The organism is Synechococcus lacustris Maggiore-St4-Slac, assembly GCF_024345595.1.
GTDB classification, from domain to species: domain Bacteria; phylum Cyanobacteriota; class Cyanobacteriia; order PCC-6307; family Cyanobiaceae; genus Synechococcus_D; species Synechococcus_D lacustris.
In genome coordinates, this window is sequence record NZ_JAGQBK010000022.1 from 1 (window position 1) to 21,359 (window position 21,359).

Genomic DNA, 21,359 nt, shown 5'->3' on the forward strand with positions numbered 1-21,359 from the left:
TGTAACGTCAAGCATAGCGCCATTGAAATAACTCCTAGCGTAAAATAAGTGCACTAAACGTTCTTTCTCCTCAGCTGGTCCGCCAATAACTTTTCCATAGCGAGGGTAAATAATATTTTCACCCTTTTCAGAATCAATGCTTCTGCCAAGGGCCTTATGGAGGGTTATATAACCTGCCCTGTTGGCGGGGGGGACAATAAAATCATTAAACATAAAGGTAAGGCCACTCATTAAAGCTGCCAATAATATTGCTGGAACAACAAATCTCACCGTTGAAACACCGATGCTGCGCAGAGCTGTGAGCTCACTGCCACCAGACAAACGGCTGTAAGCAAGCAGTGTGGCCATTAAGGTGGCCATGGGAAAGGAGAGAACTAGAAAACCAGGCAGTTTTAAAAATAGAACTTGAGTTGCTATTGCAACTGACAACCCCGATTCAGCAACCTTACGAACAAGTTCAAAAACCACGCCAACCGATAGGGTAACGGCTGTAAATGCTGCAATACCAAACAGTAGGGGACCCAGCAATTCAGATAACAACCAACGATCCATCAACGGAACCTGGCGCCAGTAGCGATTAACAAAGGTAAAAAAGCTATTCATAATCTAAAGTCCTCCCCAAGATAATGCTTCTGAACCAAGGGGTTATTTGCCACCTCATGGGCAGTACCTGATGCAAGAATTGTGCCATCGGCAAGGATATAAGCACGATCTGTAATTGATAATGTTTCGCGTACATTATGATCAGTGATCAACATGGCAACCCCCCGTTTACGTAGGGAGAGAATCAGTTGCTGAAGATCATGAACTGCCAATGGATCTACGCCAGCAAACGGTTCATCAAGCAATAAAAACCTTGGTCCGTTAGTTCCAACGGCTAAAGCCCTAGCCACCTCAGTGCGCCTGCGTTCACCTCCCGATAATTGAAATCCCTTTCGCGTGCAAAACCGCTCCAGTTGAAAATCAGAGATCAAGGTTTGAAGTCTTTGGCGATGGGCCTCAACTGGAACGCCACTCTGCTGCATGGCAAGCAAGAGGTTATCTCGAACGCTTAAATTACGAAATACACTTGCTTCCTGGGCTAGGTATCCAATACCTTTGCGTGCTCTCTGCGGCATAGATAGATGTTTTATTGATACCTGATCCAGCAATACATCACCTTGATCGGGTTGCAGCATGCCGGTAACAAGATTAAAAGTTGTTGTTTTACCGGCACCATTTGGGCCAAGCAAACCAACAACCTCCCCCGGGGCTAGATCAACAGAAACTCCCTTAACAACAGGTCGTCCAGAGAAGCTAAGCGCTACATTTTGGAGTGATAAACTCATGGTGCAGGAGCATTTGCTTGTTTGCGATCGATTCGTATCCAACTCTTCACTTGTTCCCCAGCAGCTGGATCAGCAATCAGGCGGTCAGATGTTACTAAATAAACAACACGTTGAGCCCTGAGGCGATTGCCACCTTCTTGAACAACGTCAACATCGCCGCTTAAAACAATTCTCCCCTCTTTTGTGTAGTATTGAGCTTGGCGAGATGTGGCTATAAGTTTTTTTTCTGGATAGGTAACTTTAACATTACCAGTTGCCGTAACCACACCTGTTGTGTTGTCGGCTTGCTGCAAATCCGATTCAACTGTTATCAGTGGAGCGCAATTAACGTCATTTCCAGTTCCAATAAAACCAAAAATTGCAATGGCAAAGAAAATAAATACTTTAAAATATTGTGATTTTTTATCAGTTTTCATGTGGTTTGGGAGCATAGATCTACACCTCAATTGAAATTAGCGGGAAAGATATCTCTTGTGGTTTATCAGGTTTCATGCCTAGGGAATGGTTTGAATCCTTCAGGTTTGTTTGCAGCAATTTAAGAATTTCCTGGCAGGGCTCTAAAAACTCGCCTTCCTTAAAACCAATTGGGGATATTTGGGCCCTGCGCATGCGACTGATTCCCTCCGCCAAAAGCAGAAGGGAACCGTTTAAATTGCCCGTTGAGTGGTGATGCATCGCTACAGATATTTGAACAATGCCATGAATCCAGCGTCGCTCTGGCTCATCGCACTCGTGCCACAGGTCCTCAAATAAATCATGGGCTTCGTAAAAGTTCCCAGAATTAAAGCTTTGAATGCCACTATAAAATCGTGGATCTAAAAATGGATCCACAGGGCCTAGCGCTTTGCTCCTTTTTTAGATGGTAATTTGCGCAAGCGGATTGATTCCGGTGTTACCTCTAGCATTTCGTCTGGTCCGATGTACTCCAAAGCCCGCTCAAGGGTCATCTGGATAGGTGCTTGTAGGGCGTCAAGCTCCTCTGCACCAGCTGATCTGATGTTTGTTAATTGTTTAGCCTTACAAATATTTAGTTCCAGATCCTGGGGGCGACTGTTTTCACCAACAATCATTCCCTTGTAAACCTTAGTGCCGGGAGTGATAAAGAATTGCCCCCTATCTTCGGCACTTTTCAATGCATAGAACGTAGCAGTACCCTCCTCAAATGAAATCAATACTCCGTTACGGCGAGTATCTAGATCTCCCTGCATTCTGCGGTATTCAAGGAAGGAATGACTCATGATTCCTTCACCCCTTGTAGCACGAATAAAATCACCGCGGAAACCGATTAAACCCCTTGAAGGAACAACAAATTCCAGTTGAGTGCGGTTGTCTATGCCAGTTTCCATATTTTGCATCTCACCCTTGCGTACACCAAGTTTTTCAATACAGTTGCCAACCGACTCCTCAGGAATATCCAAAACCAATGTCTCAAAAGGTTCGCATGGGCTGCCATCAATCGTTCTAAATATCACCTGAGGCTGGGATACCTGGAATTCGTAGCCTTCCCTTCGCATCGTTTCAATCAAGATGCCTAGGTGTAATTCGCCTCTACCACAAACAGAAAAGCGATCGGGAGAGTCTGTGTCTTCAACCCTTAGGGCCACATTTGTAAGCAGCTCTTTCTGGAGACGATCTCGCAACTGGCGACTGGTAACAAACTTGCCTTCTTTACCAGCAAATGGTGAATCATTTACGCAGAATGTCATTTGCAGGGTGGGTTCATCTACCTTGATCAATGGCAGAGCTTCTGGATTGTCTGGACAGGCAACTGTTTCACCTATATTTACTTCGTCAAAGCCGGAAATTGCAACCAAATCCCCAGCAAAAGCCTCTTGTATTTCTACTCTTTGCAAGCCTTGGAAACCTAGTAATTTGCTAATGCGAGCCTTTTTAGTTGTGCCGTCATCTTTTAATAAAGCTGCTATTTGGCCATTTTTGATGCTGCCATTATGAATTTTACCAATGATTATTCTGCCAAGAAAATCAGAATAATCAAGGGTTGTTACCTGCAACTGAAGCGGTTTTTCCGGATCGCCAACTGGGGGGGGGACATGGCGGAGAATAGCTTCAAATAATGGCACCATATTTTCGCTTTCGGTTTTCATATCAGGCTTGGCAAATCCGCCTAGTCCGCTACCGAATAAATAGGTGAAATCACATTGATCATCATCGGCACCCAGCTCGATAAAGAGATCAAGAACTTTGCTAACAGCGATTTCTGGATCAGCCCTTGGTCTATCAATCTTATTAACAAATACGATGGGCCTCAGACCTTTTTCAAGTGCTTTTTTAAGCACAAAACGTGTTTGCGGCATCGGGCCTTCGTTTGCATCTACGATCAGCAAACAACCATCAACCATTCCTAGAACCCGCTCTACTTCGCCACCGAAGTCGGCGTGGCCAGGGGTATCAACAATATTGATTCTGGTGTTGTCGTAATCAACAGCTGTGTTCTTCGAAAGGATTGTAATTCCTCTCTCCCGCTCAAGGTCGTTTGAATCCAGCACGCAGGTTGGTACAAGTTCACCCTCGCGGAAGGTTCCGGACTGCTTCAGGAGCGCGTCCACAAGTGTGGTTTTGCCGTGGTCAACGTGGGCGATGATCGCAATATTGCGAATCGCGGCGCGCTTGGTGCTGGCGCTCATCTGGTAAAGGGTTCTAACGGATCACCAGCCGCAGCTTGCGACAGGGCTTGGCGGTTGCGACTATACCCCCCGCCGTTCATATTGCTTAGCCGCCTCAAAACGCCTCAAGGCTTCCGCAGAACCTTCAAAGCGCCAATGCCATGGTTCATAGCTAACCCCTTGGCGATTTCCCCTTGGAAAGGAGAGTTGAAAATGAAATCGATGGGCATTGCTTTGAAGCCAATAAAAAGCAGGGGTAGCTTCGAAATCTTCTTGCAAGTTTGCCTGGGGGGTTTCTGCATCTCCCAGATCTAGGGCAAATCCTGTGCTGTGCTCTGAATATCCGGGTGGAGCACTCACCTTCGCCCTGGCCTCAGCGGTTTGATTCCGCTCCGATTTAACATCAAAAAACAGTTCTTTTTGGGTATCAGCGGATCTATAACCACTGATCAAGCGCAGTTCAACGCCATCGGCCGCCGCCGCAGCTCGCATTTGTTCATAGGCATTAGCAGCTTCAACTTGAAGGGCTAACCCTGGGGAAACCTCCACGAGCTCGCTGCTAGAGGCTTGGGGATAGGGGAAATGGCCCAGCAGGCGACCGAATTGATCAGGCCTTACATCGATGCCGGCCACGGGGGGAGGGCCCCAAAACCGTTGCATCAGTTGATCCTGCACAAGAAATAAAACCGCCAAACCCGTTCCAAGGGCAAGGGCCGTACTAAGTACAACGGGTCCAATGGGCAGTTCCCGGCTTTTAGGGCGGCGACCAACTCTGCGCGCTAATGGAACGTCCTCTCGGATGCGTGGCATTCCGCCTTGCTTAGGAAATCCCAAAGATCGTAGTGCTGAACTCAGATTTAGCCAGCGGTGCCAGTTGCTGCAGTGTTAGCTTTTTAAGAACATCAATCCCGCTTGTCGGGTTTAAGGAATGGTGCGAGTTGCAGTTGTAGGTGGCGGCCCCAGTGGCTCCTGTGCAGCAGAGGTGTTAGCTAAGGCAGGGATAAAAACCTGGATCTTTGAGCGCAAGCTGAATAATGCCAAACCATGCGGTGGTGCGATCCCCCTATGCATGGTGGAGGAGTTTGACCTGCCCGAATCGATTATCGACCGGAAGGTGCGCAATATGAAAATGATTTCACCATCTAACCGCGAAGTTGATATTAATTTAGATAATAAAGATGAGTATATTGGCATGTGCCGCAGAGAGGTTATGGATGCCTATCTGCGCGAAAGGGCGGCTGGTTGTGGCGCTCAACTAATCAATGGACTGGTAACTAAAATTGATACAGGTGATAAGCGTCAGGGGCCCTACACACTCCACTATTCCGACTACAGCGAAGGCGAATCCACTGGAACAGCTTGCACAATTGAGGTGGATGTAATCATTGGTGCCGATGGGGCTAACAGCCGGGTTGCCAAAGCAATGGATGCTGGCGATTACAATGTTGCGATTGCTTTCCAAGAGCGCATTAAATTACCCGCGGAGGAAATGAAATATTATGAGAATTTGGCTGAAATGTATGTGGGAACAGATGTTTCACCAGATTTTTATGCTTGGGTATTTCCAAAATACGACCATGTTGCTGTTGGTACAGGAACTATGCAGCAGAATCAAAGCTTGATTAAAAGTTTGCAACGGGGTATCCGTGAAAGAGCAAAGAAAAGACTTTTAAATGGTGAAGTTATCAAAGTTGAAGCCCATCCAATTCCTGAACATCCAAGGCCCCGTAGAGTTGTGGGTCGCATGGCGCTAGTGGGTGATGCGGCTGGTTACGTTACCAAAAGTTCTGGAGAGGGAATTTATTTTGCAGCTAAAAGCGGCAGGATGTGCGCTGAGGAAATTGTTCAAGCATCCCTTGCTGGTAGCCGCATACCCTCTGAAAAAGATTTAAAACAGTACTTAAAGAAATGGGATCGTAAATACGGAGCAACCTACAAAGTTTTAGAATTACTTCAAAATATATTTTATAGAAACGACGCAGCTCGAGAGGCATTTGTTGAAATGTGTGATGACAAAGACGTGCAGCGTCTAACTTTTGATAGCTATCTATATAAAAGGGTGGTTATGATGAATCCCTGGCAACAATTAAAACTAACATTTCTAACCATCGGCGCTGTATTACGGGGTAACGCCCTAGCCCCAAACATTTATCTACCTGTTGACAGCGCCGTACGAACAGATCTTGAAGCCACAGAAATGCTCCGCACTGGAGCAATTAAAGGTGGCATAAAAAGCTAACCATTTAAACTGCTGAAGTCTGCTAATATATTTGACTGGTTTTTAAGAATGGCCAACATGTTTAACCTGTTTTTGCGCAATTCAAGGTTGTCAACCATAACCATTACACTATTGTCACCATCAAAAAACTCCGCCAAAATATTAGAACTTGAAGTTAACATTTCTGCAAGCTCTGGGTAAAATTCAGGTCCCCTTAGGCACAGCCTCTCTAGTTTCTCTAACACAATAAACATCTCTTTCTCACTAGTTGCTTGAAATAAATTGCAATCCACAACAGATTTCGGGCTGATGGCAAGGGGGCCCAGTTCAGCTTTTACAGCTAATTTGGCCGCCCTCTGCACCACCTGTTGCAGCGGAAGCAAGCTTCCATTATTGCGCATTTTTATTAACAACTCAGACCTTATCTTTGCATCAGCAGGATCCCTAAGTAGCTGTTCATTTGAAACATTTACTCCTGCCACAGCCTGGGCAATATCCACGGGGCACCCCTGATCAGCAAGCATACTTAGCAATCGCTGCTTAAAAAACTCAGAGAGATCTTTTGCAAGGCATTCCGATTGAATTTCCAGGGCAGGAAATAATTTTTGCCAATTGATGCTAAATATTTTAAGCATCTCGATTAAATCTAAACACCAACCTTTATTCCATAGTAATAGTAAAATTCCATTGCCGGCCCTGCGTAAGCCATAGGGATCCGATGAACCACTTGGTCTTTCACCCTTAGCGTAGATACTCAGCAAAAGTTCTAATCTTTCTGCTAAAGCTAATATCGTACCTGCTGTTGTTTTTGGTAGCTCGTCGTCAGCCCCCTTTGGTAAATAATGCTCGTATACCGCAAGGGCAACATTTTTTGATTCACCTTCTTTAAATAAATATTTTGATCCCATCAACCCTTGCAGCTCTGGAAATTCACCTACAATTTGACTCACTAAATCATTTTTACAAAAATGAGCAGCCCTTTGGGCATGCTCTGCATCGGGTTTGGAGATATTCTTGATTAGCTGAGTAAGTTGCCCTACGCACCATTCAAGCCTTTCCGTGCGGTTGAGCAAGCTGCCAAGGCCATCGGCAAAACTAACTCGAGCCAATTGGTTACGCCGTTCACTACATGTTGTTGAACAATCTGCATTAATAAAAAATTCAGCGTCGGCCAAGCGAGCCTTCAATACCTTTTCATTGCCATGTTGCACTTGGCTTACGGCGGATTGCAAAGCATTGCTAATGCAAAGAAATGTTGGCAATAAATAATTATTTGCGTTTAGATCCAAGGGATCCAGCTCTATATCTTTAAAATATAAGGGAATATATCGCTGGTGGCTCCGCATTACCGTACTCAATAGTTCTGCCGGTAATTTCAAGAAGTGGTTTGGTACTAACCCTTTAATCAATAAGGGTGCCTCCACTAAATCAGTAAGCTCTTCTAACAATTCATTAGGCAAATCTGGCCTTGCCTGCAATGAGCTAGCCGCTTCACTAACAGCGTTTTTTATCAAGGCAGCCCGGTCAGCTCGATTAACAACAATTCCAGCAGCGGCTAACTGCTGCTGGTAATCAGATGCCTTCTCGATTAGCACCTCCTGGCTGAACAAACGATGGCCCCGGCTCCTGTTGCCAGCTTTTACAACCGGGTCTGATCCCTCTAGAACCACATCAAGAATCTGGCTATCAAGCATTGCCACCAACCAGCGCACAGGCCTGGAAAAGCGGTTGTCGCCACTGCCCCAACGCATAAATCGTTTTCCTTGCAGCGCTGCAATCCAAAGTGGAATTGCACGAATCAGCACTAATTCACTGGAGCTGCCAGGTTCAACAACTTTTGCAAAAACGAAAGGCCCCTTTGCTGTTTCCCTCAATTCGAGGGCATCGGCGCCTAAACCGCAACGCCTGGCAAAGCCAAGGGCCGCTTCTGTTGGTACGCCGTTGCTAAAGGCTTGATTAGCCGGTGGTCCCTTGCGCTCCTCAATCCGTTCCGGTCCTTGTAGTTCAAGTTCCTCAACCCATACAGCTAAGCGCCTTGGGCTGCTGGTGCAGTGGATTGCGCCATGGCCTAGGCGGTGCTCCTTCAGTTCCGCTTGAACCAGCTGCAGTAACTGGGGAATGGCTAAACGGGCGAAATCAGCGGGCAGTTCCTCTGTGCCGATTTCAAGCAGAAAAGTGGACAACTTCAATCGGCTTCTGGCTCAACTTTATGAATTGATCGAGCCCGATTGATTATGGTCGTTAGTAAGACGTTGATCAGGAGCCTCTGCCAGCCTGTGACCATTGCCTCAAATCATTTGGCTTCTAAGGAACCCAGCAAATTCGAGCAGTTGAAGGCCAGCAGCAATTATCTGCGCGAGCCCCTAGCGAGCGAATTGGAAAATGATTTGCCTTTCTTCACCGAAGGCGCTGTGCAGATCCTTAAATTCCACGGCTCTTACCAACAAGACAACCGAGATAACCGTTTAAAAGGACAGGCAAAGGATTGGGGCATGATGCTGCGGCTGCGCAGCCCAGGGGGCAGGGTGCCTGCCCAGCTATTCCTTGCCTTGGATGAGCTAGCCAATCGGTTTGGCAACGGCAGCATGCGGGTAACTACCCGTCAGGCTTTTCAGCTCCATGGCATTCCTAAGCAGGATCTGCGCACGGTGCTGGCAACCATCGTTAAAAACTTGGGTTCAACCCTTGCAGCCTGTGGAGATATCAATCGGAATGTGATGGCGCCGGCAGCTCCCTATGAGGGTTTGGGTTACCCAGTGGCCAGGCGTTTAGCTGATGACATCGCAGATCTGCTGGCGCCAAAAGCAGCTGCAGGTGCTTACTTGGAGCTATGGGTAGACGGCGAAAAACGCTACAAAATTCGGCCTTCAATCGCCTGCAGCAAGGTGCGCAAACGTCAGCAGGATGCCAACCTCAGCAGTGGCGATCCAGCTGAACCGCTTTACGGCTCCACCTACATGCCCCGTAAGTTCAAAGTTGGCGTAACAGTGCCAGGAGACAATTCGATCGATCTGTTAACTCAGGATCTCGGCTTGGTTGCTTTTACCGACATGGCAGGAAAATTGCGGGGCTGCAATGTTTACGTAGGTGGGGGTATGGGCAGAACCCATAACAAGGAGGAAACCTTCGCTCGCACCGCAGATTGTTTGGGATACGTAAAAGGTACAAAAATACTTGATTTAGTTCAAGCCGTTGTTGCTCTACAAAGGGATAATGGCGATCGTGAGCAACGGCGCCATGGCCGCATGAAATATTTGATTCATGATCGCGGCATTGATTGGTTTCGCCAAGAGTTAGATAAATATTTTCCCGCCGGCGTTAGCGCAGCATTAAAAGAACCAAAGCCAGTTCTTGAAGACTACTTAGGCTGGCATCAACAGGGCGATGGGCGCTGGTTTGTTGGCTTGCCACTTCTTTGTGGCCGCCTCGATGGCGAACGCAAGCTCGGCCTGAGGCGCCTCGTTGAACGTTATCAACCTGAAATTAGGCTCACTGCAAATCAGGATTTATTGCTTTGCAACATTGGTCGAAATCAACGCCAGGAAGTTGCTGAAGAATTAGCAGCTATCGGTTGGGCAGATCCAAGCGATACAAGCTTGCTCGCCCGCCACGCCATCGCCTGCCCGGCATTACCCACCTGTGGACTTGCCATAACTGAATCGGAACGGGTTCTACCAGATGTATTGGCGCGGCTAGAAGCCCTACTCAAGGCTGAAGCAATCAGCACTCCAATTTTAGTGCGCATGACAGGTTGTCCCAATGGTTGTGCTCGGCCTTATATGGCGGAACTTGCTCTTGTTGGTAGTGCTGTTAATCAATATCAGCTGTGGCTTGGTGGTAACCCTGGCCTCACTAGATTGGCGGAACCAATTCTAGAAAAACTACCCCTAGATCAATTAGAAACAACACTTTTACCGTTGATGCGCCATTGGCGCGATAACGGAATGAAGCATAGTTTTGGAGATTATTGCAACTCATTGGATCCAGATTTACTCCGTAATTTGCTTCATGGGCAAGGGGCTGCGGCATAGAGGGCCCGAGGCTTGCCGCAATGCCATGCCCACATCTGATCGCCATAGCTGAAATGCCACCATTCGTGGGGATGTTGGCAAAAACCAACCCTTGCCATTGCCCTAGCTAATAGTTGACGATTGCTGTGCCATTGATACTCCTTTGTGCCAGCAGCAGCGGAGCAGAAATGGTTTGGTTCTGCAATGGCACCAGTGGAATCGATTGGTCCGCCCATTTCCAATGGTTCAGCATCGGGCCCTGCTAAACACAGATCAACAGCTGAACCTGTGCTGTGGGGTGGAGGTGTAAGCGGATCAGAGCTTGGTGGTGCCCAAAGGGCATCTACCGCGGCAGGATCTGCACCCGGCTGAGCAAGACTCCACTCCACCATGTATTTCTGCACAGCAATAGGTCGCCAGGCATCAAAAATCAAAAGCCTGCAGGGCAGAAGCGTTTGGGCCTTGAGTAAACGCAGCAGCACCGCCTGTCTAAGTTGAAAAGGGCTTGTTCCCGCTGGATATGGGGCACCCAAAACGGCATAGGGATGGGGGTTCCAACGAAATAAACTCGATGGCAGTGAAACGAGCGGTTCGCCGCAATCGCGGATCTCAATCGTTTGCCACGGTCGCTGCATTGGCTTAAAAAAATTAATTTAATGCGGCGGCGTTAGCAAATTTGAGCTTTTGCAAAGCTAGGGCCGCTGCCAACTCATGATGCTGGCTTAGGAGTGGATCATTAGCCAAGATTGCATGCGCCACATCCCGGGCCTCTTCCAGCACACTGCCATCATCGCTAAGGCTTGCTAGAGCAAGATCGGGCAATCCGGATTGTTGCGTGCCCAGCACCTGGCCTGGCCCCCGCAAGCGAAGGTCAACTTCAGCAATTTCAAAACCATCCAAACTGCGGGCCAAAACATCAAGGCGCTGTTTAGCTACGGCTGAATTGCTGTTGTTGATCAAAATGCAATGGGAGGCTGCAGCACCCCTGCCAACTCTGCCCCGCAATTGATGCATTTGAGCCAAGCCAAACCGCTCTGCGTGTTCAATAACCATTACCGTGGCATTTGGTACATCCACACCAACCTCAACAACTGTTGTTGAGATCAACACCTGGCTTAAACCACTGGCAAATTCATCAATTGCCGCCTTTTTATCGGCGCTGCTCATCCTGCCATGCAATAGTCCTAGCTTTAAATCAGGAAATACTTCAATTGCCAATCGCTGATGTTCCTCAACCGCAGATCGCAGATCAATTTTTTCTGATTCATCAACTAATGGAAGCACCACATAGGCTTGATGGCCGGCGTCAACTTGATCCCTAATAATTTGCTCAGCAACCTGGCGTTCCTGATTATTTATTACTTGGGTGTGGATTGGTTTACGACCTGGTGGCAGTCCGTCAATCTGACTCACATCAAGATCTCCATGCACACTCAAAGCAAGGGTTCGGGGGATTGGGGTAGCAGTCATTGTTAGCAAATGAGGTTGCATACCTTTGTTTAAAAGTTTATTGCGTTGGGCCACACCAAAGCGATGCTGTTCATCAACAACCACTAGGCCTAAACTGGCGAAGCCAACGGGGTCTTCAATCAAGGCATGGGTGCCAACTAAGAATTGCAATTGTCCATTAGCAAGATCTTGTAAAAGGGCCCGCCTTCTCGGTGCAGGCGTGGATCCTGTGAGCAACCCAACTGTTACATGTAATTGGGGCATCCAACTGCAGAGTTTTTCATAGTGTTGTTGAGCGAGAACTTCGGTTGGTGCCATCAAGGCCCCCTGATGGCCAGCATCAATGGCACAGAGAATTGCTGCCACTGCCACAACGGTTTTGCCACTGCCCACATCCCCCTGCAATAGGCGGGCCATCGGCTGGCGCTTTGCCATATCAACTCTGATCTCCTGAAGAACCCGTTCTTGGGCATCAGTGAATTGAAAGGGCAAAAGTTTTTGAAAATCTTTCAATCGTTCTGCTTTTGTATCAGCCTCTAATACCGGTGCATTTTTTTGGCGTAGTTGGATACGACGTAGGCCAAGGGCTAATTGCAACAATAAAAATTCATCAAATACTAGGCGACGTCTACTTGCATCCAAAAGTTCGCGAGAATCGGGTTGATGTATTTGCTCAAGTGCCTTGCTTATATCAATTAGTTTTAGAGTTTCACGCCAGTGGCACGGTAGTGGATCCTTGATTTTATTTATTACAGGCAATATTATATTAATAGCACCCCGCATTCGCTCAGCAATCAAACCCTCTCCAAGGGAGTAAACAGGCAGCAATCTACCAATCTGGCGAGATTGAAGCTGTGAATTGGGAGACTCTAAAACCTCAAGCAGGGGATCTTGTAAGCTCAAGCCAAACCTACTTTCCTTAACAAGGCCACTGGCAGCTAATTTTGCCCCCACTGGATACATTCGCATCTGTTGATGCAACCAGGCGGAACTTGTAAAACGGCGTCCGGCCATAAATTTACTTATTTTCAACCTCCCACTTTGATCCTGGAGCTGCAAATCAATAATAGCTAAGTTTGAATTTTTTGGGCTAACAAATGCATGGCAGCGTTTAATTGTTGCCACCACTGTGGCGGTAGCTCCGGCCTGAAGAGAATTTATTGGCATTAATTGGGAATAGTCAACGTAGTCCCTGGGGTAATGATAAAGTAAATCCTTAACAAGAAATAGATTTATTTTGGCAAGCTGGGCAGCTAATTTAGCCCCAATAGAATCAATCTGAGCCAATGGGGTTTCAAGTGTAAGTTTAGTATTTCTAGCTGAACTTACATCTGCCAACCGTTCAATTGGCGCAAGCGCCAATCTTGGGGCACCAGGGGCTTGCTTGGGTTCAAGTGATTTACGTAATTGATATAAGTGTCGACGCAAATCAATTACTATTCTCTTTCTTTGCTCAACCTGTAATGTGTCATATTCAGAATATAATTTCGCAAATTTATCTAACTCTTCGAGCTGATGGGTTGATAGGCCATGGGGAGGTTTCCGGCAGGATGATTCAATAAATTGATTAAATCTTGAATGTTTACCAATTACATTTGAAAAGCTATTGTCCGCTTCGATAGCTAAACTTAGCTGCAAACGAGCTAACCATTGCTCCAATTCTGGAGGAAACGGATCAACCCTCAAGGGATTTGAACCTAGTTTTGACGGTTGTCTTCCATCCACTGCTGTTCAGCCTTGCGTATGGCCAGCTGCTGATGCAAATGCTGGGATCTTCTTGCCATTCTGAGCAAATTGGCTCTGATTTGGTTGATCCGAGCCCGAATTGTTCGCAGGGTTGGATGAAGGTACTCCATATCACTGCTGCGCAGGAGTACGCCATGGAGTGCAATTTCTGAATCTTCGCCAAGGGGATAGGGCAAACGAACTGCCAATAAATTTGCTGGTGCCGATAGGGCATCGGCGCCACCCTCTATAACAGCATCGAGCAGGGCAATTGGTAAAACCTGGTTACCCATGCCATGGCGAAATAGTTCAACATTCAAGGCATTACTAAGATTGCGCAACCTGCGGGTTAGTGCGTAGTCCCAAGCCAATAGCCAATGGTGCAGGCCAACTGGATCATTTGGCATTGGGAATGGTTGCTTGATGCCTTTTGCAGCCCTAAGGGAGCTGATTTCAAAAATTTGCCTTAGGGCATCGATTGCTGCTGGGAATCCCCTGGGATCATCAATATTTTTTTGGCTGAAATCATTTGGATTGAATCCCTCCATAAGCGGAGCGAGCTCCATCGACAATGAAATTGAACCAGGTGGATCACTATATTCAGAACTTACTAGATCTAATTGTTGGGGTTCAGGATCATGCGCTTGCAATTTAATTGCTAAGTTCAATAGTTTTTCGTTGCTTAAAAAATCGAGGCACTTCCCACTCAGCCATTTGAGTCTTGCGCGTAAAACCGAACGTTCTTGATCACTGAGGTTATTAAAAACCTCTGGATGGTGCTGGGTTACCAATTGAAAAACAGCCTGCAAAGTTGCCGGCTCCAACTGAATCCGTAAAATGGAAAGATATTTTTCTAGTAATGGGTAGATCACCAAGGCAGCTTTTTCAGCCTTAGCTTGAATCAAACAGAGTTGTTGGCGGGGTTCAGATGAGCCGCCAGATAAATCAATACTCAAACAGTCATGGCAGCTACTTCAGCTGCAAAATCACTCTTTTCAACAACAATCCCCTCGCCTAGGGTATAGCGCGTAAAGCGACGGACTTGTATGTTTTCGCCAAGGGTTCCAGCAACTTGCTTAACCAACTCAGAAACTGTTAAAGAACTATCTTTTATGTAAGGTTGCTCCAGCAAAGCAAGTTCTTTTAAGCGTTTAGCCACTCTACCTTCAACAATTTTTGCCTTCATCGCCTCTGGTTTGTTTCCTAAATCATCCCTGCCAGCCTCAATTGCAGATTCCCGCTCAGCCACTTCAGAGGGAATGTTGTCTGTACTAACAAATTCAACATTTGGGCATGCGGCAATTTGCATTGCCACATTGCGTACTAACTCTTGGAAAATTTCGCCCCTGGCCACGAAATCTGTTTCACAATTCACCTCAACCAGTACGCCAACGCGGGCGCCGGTGTGGATGTAGCTACCCACACAACCCTCCGCAGCTGTGCGACCAACCTTCTTTTCTGCTGAGGAAATACCTTTCTGACGTAGCCATTCAGTGGCCTTTTGAAGGTCGCCATCGACCTCCTTTAACGCCTTTTTGCAATCCATCATTCCAGCGCCGGTTTGGTCGCGCAGTTCCTTAACAAGCTTTGCGGAAATCTCAGCCATGGGCGGCACTGGGGGACGGGGCGGATTGTAGGGGGAAAGGGGATGGAGGGCTATTAGCCCTCATCATCAGATTCAGCGCCTTGGTCATGGGCACCATGGCGACCTTCGTTGATGGCATCAGCCAAACGGCCAACCACTAGCTGAACGGAACGAATCGCGTCGTCGTTGCAAGGAATGGGCACATCACAGAGATCTGGGTCGCAATTGGTATCTAACATTGATACCAAGGGAATATCCAATTTCTGGCACTCCAGAACAGCGTTGTATTCGCGTTTTTGGTCTACGAGAACAACCACATCTGGAAGGCGCCGCATATTTTTTAAACCGCCAAGATATTTTTGGAGACGATCCAACTCCCTACGGAGAACCGCTGCCTCCTTTTTAGGACGCATGGCAATCGCTCCAGAACTTTCCATGCGTTCTAGATCTTTTAGGCGATCTATTCTCGCCCTCATCGTGGTCCAGTTGGTGAGCATTCCCCCCAACCAACGCTGGTTCACATAGCTGGCGCCACAACGACCTGCCTCTTGGGCAATAACTTCAGCGGCTTGTTTTTTAGTGCCAACAAAAAGGAAGCGTTTGCCGGAACGGGCGGCGCTGCGGGTCCATTTGTATGCGTTGTTCATGCAAACTGCCGTTTGCACAAGATCGATGATGTGCACGCCATTGCGGGCGCAATATATGTACCGCTGCATCTTGGGATTCCAGCGGCGGGTCTGGTGGCCAAAATGGGCACCAGCCTCCATCATCTCGGAGAGGGTTACAACTGCCATCGGTGGGGTTTCGGGTTGGCCACCACCCGCCAGGGAAGATCAACCGGAGGGTTGCTCTTCACCCGAAACGTGCGGGTGTGCGGAATGAAAGAACCTTTACAACTTACCAGCCTGCCTGCCTGGCCTCCCTAAACATTGCCCTCACGCCGATGCGGTTTAAGGGCAGCCTGAGCAATTCCATGGCTACGCCAGGGTGTCCCTGTTTGATCAATAGGGCTAGAAGCGGTTTAAGGCTGTTTTCGTTGAGCAGCCCGCCAAGGGTGAGCAGCTCCCAAAGCAAACGATGCAGGAAGGTGAACTGAATAATGAAACGAACCCTGCGGGTGGGGTGCTTACGGTAAAAAACCAAGCCCATGCGAGCTCTTTCTTGCTCTTTTCTCACCAGCTCAGGCAGTTGTTCGAGGCTTAACGGTGGATGCCAGTGGTAACCCACCGCCCCTGGGCAACGCACCAAAACAACACCCATGCGCCTCAGCCTTTCGCCCAATTCCAAATCTTCCCAGCCATAGAGCTGAAAGGCGGGATCAAAAAGACCAGAACGCTGCAAAATGGAGCGATCAATCGCCACGTTACCGGTGGCGAAATAGGCCCAAGACAGATCGCTCAGCTTGTGGGGTTCACTGTTTGGAGCATCAAAGTTATGGGTATTGATTACAGCTCCATAGGTAAAGCAAAGGCGATTGCCCTGGCGTTGCCATGACCGCCTCAGGGCCCGGCCATGCTCAGCCAAAAAGCTTGGTAGAACAACTAAATCGCTATCGATAAAAACAATAACTTCACCTTTTGCCTCTGCTACCCCCAAATTGCGACCTAGGGCTGGCCCGCCATGGTCTTGGCACACAAGCCGCAGATGGGGGAGCAGGGCTTTATTGGCATGGAGCCATGGGACGGTTTCATCCGTTGACCCATCGTCTACTAAAACAATCTCAAATTGATCGCTAGGTTCCATTCCCTGCTGCGCCTCAAGGGCAGCAAGGCATTTGCGCAAAATCGGCAAACGATTATAGGTGGGTATCACAATGCTGAACAGCATTTAAACCTCAGCGGTTAGCCCATAATCGCCGATCGCGGCAATGGCTAGGGATTAGTCGGCAGCGCCACCGTTGTTGGCAGTGCCTGTAACACCGTTGCCAGCGCCTTCACCACGGCCATCGTTGCGTAGTTTGCGCTTTTTGAACTTGCGGGCATAGGCCCTGTTCCGTTCTTGCTTTTCCCGTTTCAGGTTCCTGCGCTTCGACAAAAGAGCAACCTCATAAATAGTTAAATCAGCTTACCTCGAGGGGTTGCCCAAGCTCACCTCCTGCAACTGCCCGTCTTCCATTTGAATCAATCGATCCGCCACATCAAGGATGCGGGGATCGTGGGTAACCATCAACACCCCACAACCCTGATCACGGGCCAACGACTGGAGTAGCTCCACAACCTCCCTGCCAGTGCGTCCATCAAGGGCTGCGGTGGGTTCATCGGCTAGTAGAAGTTTTGGATGGGCAGCCAGCGCCCTGGCAATCGCAACCCGTTGTTTCTGGCCCCCAGAGAGATCGTGGGGAAGCTTGTTGAGCTGATCACCAAGACCCACTGCCCGCAACCATTCCCTGGCCATGGCGCGGCGGCCGCCATAGCCAAGATCAGGCAACAGGTCGGCACCCATTTGAACGTTTTGTTCGGCTGTTAAACAGCGCAATAAGTTGTGGCCTTGGAAAATCATGCCAATGCGTTCACGTACCCTGCGGCACTGCTCGCGATCAGCACCTCTTAAAGGCACTCCAAGCACCTCGAGCTGGCCCTCTTGAACACTGCGCAGTGCTCCAATCAAAGTGAGCAGAGTTGTTTTACCGCAACCAGAGGGGCCTGTTAAAAGAACAACTTCACCAGCATGCAGGCACAAATTAATATTTTCTAAAACCAAACGGCCCATGCTGCCCTTTCCATAGCTATGGCATAGGCCAACGGCATTGATCAACACTTGGGAACTGGGTTTATTCATTTAAAAAATCTCAGCTGGATCGGCATCAACCAATTTGCGCATTGCCAATAGAGCTGAGCCAAGGCACATCACAAGGATCATGCTTAGAACCAAAAAAGCGCGATTAAATTCCATCGCAACGGGTAATTTTGTTGAGGTTCGGATTAATGCATAAAGCCCCTCCCCCGCTGCATAGGCAGGTAGATAACCAATTAAGGCAAGCAACAACCCCTCCCTAGCAACCACAGCTAGAAGATCCTTTAGCCGGTAACCCATGGCCATCAATGTGGCATATTCAGCTAAATGGTCGCTTACATCACCATATAAAATTTGATAAACTATTACACAGCCAACAACGAAACCCATCGCGGCGCCGAGGGTAAATATAAAACCTATAGCTGTGCTAGAGCGCCAATAGTTTTTTTCAAATTCTATAAATTGCTCTTTTGTAAAAATAGTTATATCGTTTGGCAGCTGCTCTTTCAGCCTGTTTGCCACAAGAATTGGATCAGATCCTGGAATCAGACGAATTAAGCCCAGCTCAATGCTTCCCTTTGAACTATTGGGAATAATGCTGCGAAAAGTTTCCCTACTGATGATCATATTACCGTCTGCACCAAAGGATGGTCCCAATTGAACAAGGCCTGCAACACGAAGCCTCACCCCTGCAACTTCAGAATCAACGGTTTTACCGTTACGAAACCATTCGGCTACGGGACCGAATTCATTGCGGGAGCGTTCATCAAATAATACCCTTCCCTTTTGACGCAGAAAGCTTGATTGCTTTTGAACTAGCGGGTCTATTAGTAGCGGATCACTTGGTTCAAATCCGAGGGCGAGAATTGATCTTGTTGTTCTTGTTTCAGGATTGCGCCAGAGCACAAAGTTCCAGTGCACAGGTGAAACATCAGCAACTTCGGGATCGGCAAGGGTTTGAATCAGCCTTCGCTCTGGAAAACCAGCCATGCTGATAGAACTCATGGAGCGAGGGCTGGTTAGAACCAAATCGGCATCAAAGAGGCGGTGAATAGTTACACTTGCATCAAACAATCCATCCCTGAAACCAAGCTGCATAAACATCAATATCCCGGCAAAACTAATCCCAGCAAGGGCGATTGCTAAGCGAACGGGTTGACGGGTAAGCAAGAGCCAGGCAAGGGGTATTTTTCTTTTCCGCCAAATGGTTAAAAACATAATTTTAAAGCCACTAAGGAGCTAAATTGCCAATAACTTTTAGACCAGAAAGTTTTTCAACCTTCTTGCGATCAGCTGGAATCAAACTAATCCTAACGCTTACCACCCTAGCGTCGGTATCAGCGGTTGGATCGGTTGATAAAATATCTCTTTGTTTAACCTGTGGGTCGATCCGAAAAACCCTACCAACTAGATAATCTGAAAAGCCTCCATTTTCGCTGCGCAACTTAGCAAGCTGACCAATTCGAACACGATCAATGTCACTTTCGTATACTTCAAGCTCCGCTTCCATTTCGTTGCTTTGGCCGATATCTAGAACACCCTTTACTCCTGGTCTTTCGCCACTGCGAGCGTGGATTTGTAGAATTGTTCCGGCAAACGGTGCACGCAATTCTGTGAAGGGTAGCTTCACTTCCTGCCGTTGTAATTCAGCTAGCGCAGTTATAAGTTGTTGATCGATCTCGAGTAATTTTAATTGTCTTGATTCAAGCCCCTCCAAAGACACAACACCCTGCTGTTGCAATTTCCGGTAACGGGATAGTTCAACCCTTAGCAGACGTTGTCTTTCCCTCAGGCTGCTGATGCTGGCCCTGGCCAGAGCTAAATCGGCTTGCGCATCAATTTTGCTATCAAAACTTGCCAGCAGCCCCCCAGCCTGCACCCGATCACCCACATCAACGTGGAGCACTGAAACGCGGGGCGTAGTGCCCATGGCACCACTGGGTGCCGCCAGGCGGCGCACATCTCCGGCGGGTAGCAATCGGCCCAGGGCGGTAACACCAAGGGGGCGATCGGGCTTGTTTGCCGGTTTGAGTGCGGTTTTACTGGCAGGAGCGGGGAAAAGCCTGATGCTTGCCATGCTTCCAATTGCCACCAACAGGCCGGCGCCAGCAAGCCACAACAACCATCTACGCCTCGATTTTTTCACGGCTTCAGCCACTGGGGTGTTCTGCCGGAGGCAGGGGGTCGTCGAAGAGGAGATTCTGAATGTAATTCTCTGCCCACTGTGGATTAAATGCCGCCTCCAGAACCCTTCTGGTTTTATCGTTTCGCCTTTGCTGTTGGCAATAGTGCAATTGCCCCTGATATCGCCTTTGGCTATCTGGATGATCAGGCGACTGGGGCATGCTCAGCCTTAGCTGTTCTAAAAAAACCTGGTGAAATGCCAACAGATCAGTTAAAAACCAATGCTCTTCAATAGAAGAAGTTGGCCGCACAAACAACACCTGGGAGGAGAAAATTGTTCCCCAAGGTGGCACTTCCCTCACCTGGGAATAATCGTTGCGTTTAATTTTTTGCAAGCCTGCTTTTATGGCTGGAGGCAAATCATCATTGGTGGGGGACAAATCAACAATTGCAGCTGAAATGCCAGCTCTGCCAGCAACGATATCAGCGCCAAATAAAGGTAGATTAAAACAGGGATCTGGGAACATTACACAGTGTAGAATATCTAGATTTCTGCCGATATGAGCCGTTTCAAGATGAATTTTACGAATTCCACGGCAGCGTAGTAATTCATTATTGATGGCCATTTCATCACCTTCCAGTTCGCCGCGCACCTCACGTAGGTTTGCCTCCAAGGGCAGGGCCGCCACCTCTGGCAGATCCTTCCAAAGGGGAAGGAGGGATTGGGCGATGCGATCTACCAATGGATGGGGTGCATTCATCTGCCGCAATACGCAGTTTCTGGAGCCTAAGGGCCACCGGCCAGACCATGATGGCTCTTAAGCGTTGCTAGAGCCCTGATTAATTCTCGCTTTGCCCTTGGCTTTCCGGCACCAATGGAGCTTCAGCTCGCAAATGGTTGCTCGGTTACTTGCCTCCCCCAGCATGATTCTTCGGTTGTTTGTCTTGATTTTTGGTGCCAGGCAGGTAGTGCCATGGAGCAGGAGGGGGAAAGCGGCATAGCCCATTTCCTTGAGCACATGGTTTTCAAGGGAAATGAACGGCTGCCCCCAGGGGCATTTGATCTCCAAATCGAATCCCTAGGCGGCTCTAGCAATGCTGCCACCGGCTACGACGAGGTTCACTACCACTTGATAATTCCGGCCTCAGGCATTGCCGTTGCCTGCGAATTACTTCCCCAATTGGTGTTGGAGCCAGGTTTTGAGCTTAAGGAATTTCAAATGGAGCGCCTGGTGGTGCTCGAGGAGCTCTCCCAAAGTGAGGATCAACCAGAGGAGGTTGCCTTTCAGGCATTAATGCAACTCGCCTGTGGCAGCCACCCCTACGGCAGGCCGATTCTTGGCTTGCGCTCCGATCTAGTTAGCCATCAACCAGATGGAATGCGTAATTTTCAACAACGTCACTACAAGGCGGCAAACTGCAGCATCGCCGTAGGCGGCTGTTTTGATCCAGAAAAGTTGCTGAGCTGGCTAGGTGCTGGACCAATGGGCAGCCTTGATCCTGGCTCTGCAGTGGACACACCAGATGAGTTGTTGTTGTTTTGGCAACCGGGGGAGCATTTGT

At 48.2% G+C, this 21,359-nt stretch carries 21 protein-coding genes; 3 read left to right on the forward strand and 18 right to left on the reverse strand.

The genetic code is table 11. The features are described from left to right. The 6 genes from KBY68_RS11105 to KBY68_RS11130 form a co-directional block, all read right to left on the reverse strand. Positions 1–603 (reverse strand): LptF/LptG family permease (locus KBY68_RS11105; RefSeq protein ID WP_255097245.1); only part of this gene is annotated, 603 nt, incomplete at its 3' end. Next, the gene (gene lptB / locus KBY68_RS11110; protein WP_255097246.1) at positions 600–1,328 is read right to left on the reverse strand and encodes an LPS export ABC transporter ATP-binding protein; all 729 of its coding nucleotides are present in this window, start codon (positions 1,326–1,328) and stop codon (positions 600–602) included. The genes lptB and KBY68_RS11105, both read right to left, overlap by 4 nt. Further along, positions 1,325–1,744 (reverse strand): hypothetical protein, encoded by a 420-nt coding sequence (locus tag KBY68_RS11115; protein WP_255097248.1) that lies wholly within the window; start codon positions 1,742–1,744, stop codon positions 1,325–1,327. The genes lptB and KBY68_RS11115 overlap by 4 nt, the downstream gene beginning before the upstream one ends. 19 nt (positions 1,745–1,763) lie before the next feature. After that, on the reverse strand, positions 1,764–2,159 hold the full coding sequence (locus KBY68_RS11120) for a DUF309 domain-containing protein (RefSeq protein WP_255097249.1): 396 nt from the start codon (positions 2,157–2,159) through the stop codon (positions 1,764–1,766). A gap of 5 nt (positions 2,160–2,164) precedes the next feature. Beyond that, positions 2,165–3,973: a translational GTPase TypA gene (gene typA, locus KBY68_RS11125; RefSeq protein ID WP_106499366.1), complete on the reverse strand. Its 1,809-nt coding sequence runs from the start codon at positions 3,971–3,973 to the stop codon at positions 2,165–2,167. Between the two features lie 60 nt (positions 3,974–4,033). Continuing rightward, positions 4,034–4,762 (reverse strand): M15 family metallopeptidase, encoded by a 729-nt coding sequence (locus tag KBY68_RS11130; RefSeq protein ID WP_255097250.1) that lies wholly within the window; start codon positions 4,760–4,762, stop codon positions 4,034–4,036. A 118-nt stretch (positions 4,763–4,880) separates the two neighbouring features. Here KBY68_RS11130 and chlP point away from each other — a divergent pair, with 118 nt between their 5' ends. After that, complete coding sequence (gene chlP, locus KBY68_RS11135; protein WP_106499368.1) at positions 4,881–6,191, forward strand: geranylgeranyl reductase; 1,311 nt, start codon at positions 4,881–4,883, stop codon at positions 6,189–6,191. Here the strand turns inward: chlP and glyS are convergent. Further along, complete coding sequence (gene glyS / locus KBY68_RS11140; RefSeq protein ID WP_255097251.1) at positions 6,188–8,353, reverse strand: glycine--tRNA ligase subunit beta; 2,166 nt, start codon at positions 8,351–8,353, stop codon at positions 6,188–6,190. The genes chlP and glyS overlap by 4 nt on opposite strands. 93 nt (positions 8,354–8,446) lie before the next feature. Here glyS and KBY68_RS11145 point away from each other — a divergent pair, with 93 nt between their 5' ends. Beyond that, positions 8,447–10,201 carry an NADPH-dependent assimilatory sulfite reductase hemoprotein subunit gene (locus KBY68_RS11145; RefSeq protein ID WP_255097253.1) on the forward strand — a complete coding sequence of 585 codons (1,755 nt, stop codon included), beginning with the start codon at positions 8,447–8,449 and terminating at the stop codon, positions 10,199–10,201. Here the strand turns inward: KBY68_RS11145 and KBY68_RS11150 are convergent. The 11 genes from KBY68_RS11150 to KBY68_RS11200 all read right to left on the reverse strand — a co-directional run bounded on the left by KBY68_RS11150 (position 10,177) and on the right by KBY68_RS11200 (position 20,557). Further along, positions 10,177–10,815 (reverse strand): M15 family metallopeptidase, encoded by a 639-nt coding sequence (locus KBY68_RS11150; protein WP_255097254.1) that lies wholly within the window; start codon positions 10,813–10,815, stop codon positions 10,177–10,179. The two genes, KBY68_RS11145 and KBY68_RS11150, sit on opposite strands and share 25 nt — an antisense overlap. A 13-nt stretch (positions 10,816–10,828) precedes the next feature. Then, positions 10,829–13,354, reverse strand: coding sequence for an ATP-dependent DNA helicase RecG (gene recG, locus KBY68_RS11155; protein ID WP_390634992.1), 2,526 nt, complete (start codon positions 13,352–13,354; stop codon positions 10,829–10,831). Then, positions 13,327–14,310 carry a hypothetical protein gene (locus KBY68_RS11160; RefSeq protein ID WP_255097255.1) on the reverse strand — a complete coding sequence of 328 codons (984 nt, stop codon included), beginning with the start codon at positions 14,308–14,310 and terminating at the stop codon, positions 13,327–13,329. The genes recG and KBY68_RS11160 overlap by 28 nt, the downstream gene beginning before the upstream one ends. Next, on the reverse strand, positions 14,307–14,960 hold the full coding sequence (tsf, locus tag KBY68_RS11165; RefSeq protein ID WP_255097256.1) for a translation elongation factor Ts: 654 nt from the start codon (positions 14,958–14,960) through the stop codon (positions 14,307–14,309). The genes KBY68_RS11160 and tsf overlap by 4 nt, the downstream gene beginning before the upstream one ends. A 53-nt stretch (positions 14,961–15,013) precedes the next feature. Next, positions 15,014–15,733, reverse strand: a complete 720-nt coding sequence (gene rpsB, locus KBY68_RS11170) for a 30S ribosomal protein S2 (RefSeq protein ID WP_106500984.1) — start codon at positions 15,731–15,733, stop codon at positions 15,014–15,016. A 103-nt stretch (positions 15,734–15,836) separates the two neighbouring features. Further along, complete coding sequence (locus KBY68_RS11175) at positions 15,837–16,766, reverse strand: glycosyltransferase family 2 protein (protein WP_255097257.1); 930 nt, start codon at positions 16,764–16,766, stop codon at positions 15,837–15,839. 51 nt (positions 16,767–16,817) lie between these two features. Further along, positions 16,818–16,973 (reverse strand): Asl3888 family RNA-binding protein, encoded by a 156-nt coding sequence (locus tag KBY68_RS11180; RefSeq protein ID WP_106500986.1) that lies wholly within the window; start codon positions 16,971–16,973, stop codon positions 16,818–16,820. A gap of 30 nt (positions 16,974–17,003) precedes the next feature. Then, positions 17,004–17,717: a DevA family ABC transporter ATP-binding protein gene (locus KBY68_RS11185; RefSeq protein WP_255097258.1), complete on the reverse strand. Its 714-nt coding sequence runs from the start codon at positions 17,715–17,717 to the stop codon at positions 17,004–17,006. After that, entirely contained in the window at positions 17,718–18,890 is a 1,173-nt protein-coding gene (devC, locus tag KBY68_RS11190) for an ABC transporter permease DevC (RefSeq protein WP_255097260.1), read from the reverse strand. A gap of 13 nt (positions 18,891–18,903) precedes the next feature. Further along, entirely contained in the window at positions 18,904–19,818 is a 915-nt protein-coding gene (locus tag KBY68_RS11195) for an efflux RND transporter periplasmic adaptor subunit (protein WP_255097261.1), read from the reverse strand. A 4-nt stretch (positions 19,819–19,822) separates the two neighbouring features. After that, positions 19,823–20,557: a phycocyanobilin:ferredoxin oxidoreductase gene (locus KBY68_RS11200; protein ID WP_255097263.1), complete on the reverse strand. Its 735-nt coding sequence runs from the start codon at positions 20,555–20,557 to the stop codon at positions 19,823–19,825. Positions 20,558–20,671: 114 nt separating this feature from the next. Between KBY68_RS11200 and KBY68_RS11205 the strand changes: the two genes are divergently transcribed. Next, the coding region (locus KBY68_RS11205) for a M16 family metallopeptidase (RefSeq protein WP_255097264.1) at positions 20,672–21,359 on the forward strand (688 nt) is incomplete at its 3' end.

Bases quoted from the DNA above. Each gene is read 5' to 3' on its own strand.
- KBY68_RS11130 (WP_255097250.1), bottom strand. From the start codon at position 4,762: ATGCCACGCATCCGAGAGGACGTTCCATTAGCGCGCAGAGTTGGTCGC.
- KBY68_RS11200 (WP_255097263.1), bottom strand. From the start codon at position 20,557: ATGAATGCACCCCATCCATTGGTAGATCGCATCGCCCAATCCCTCCTT.
- KBY68_RS11175 (WP_255097257.1), bottom strand. From the start codon at position 16,766: ATGCTGTTCAGCATTGTGATACCCACCTATAATCGTTTGCCGATTTTG.
- devC (WP_255097260.1), bottom strand. From the start codon at position 18,890: ATGTTTTTAACCATTTGGCGGAAAAGAAAAATACCCCTTGCCTGGCTC.
- tsf (WP_255097256.1), bottom strand. From the start codon at position 14,960: ATGGCTGAGATTTCCGCAAAGCTTGTTAAGGAACTGCGCGACCAAACC.
- KBY68_RS11150 (WP_255097254.1), bottom strand. From the start codon at position 10,815: ATGCAGCGACCGTGGCAAACGATTGAGATCCGCGATTGCGGCGAACCG.
- lptB (WP_255097246.1), bottom strand. From the start codon at position 1,328: ATGAGTTTATCACTCCAAAATGTAGCGCTTAGCTTCTCTGGACGACCT.
- KBY68_RS11115 (WP_255097248.1), bottom strand. From the start codon at position 1,744: ATGAAAACTGATAAAAAATCACAATATTTTAAAGTATTTATTTTCTTT.
- typA (WP_106499366.1), bottom strand. From the start codon at position 3,973: ATGAGCGCCAGCACCAAGCGCGCCGCGATTCGCAATATTGCGATCATC.
- chlP (WP_106499368.1), top strand. From the start codon at position 4,881: ATGGTGCGAGTTGCAGTTGTAGGTGGCGGCCCCAGTGGCTCCTGTGCA.
- KBY68_RS11185 (WP_255097258.1), bottom strand. From the start codon at position 17,717: ATGAATAAACCCAGTTCCCAAGTGTTGATCAATGCCGTTGGCCTATGC.
- rpsB (WP_106500984.1), bottom strand. From the start codon at position 15,733: ATGGCAGTTGTAACCCTCTCCGAGATGATGGAGGCTGGTGCCCATTTT.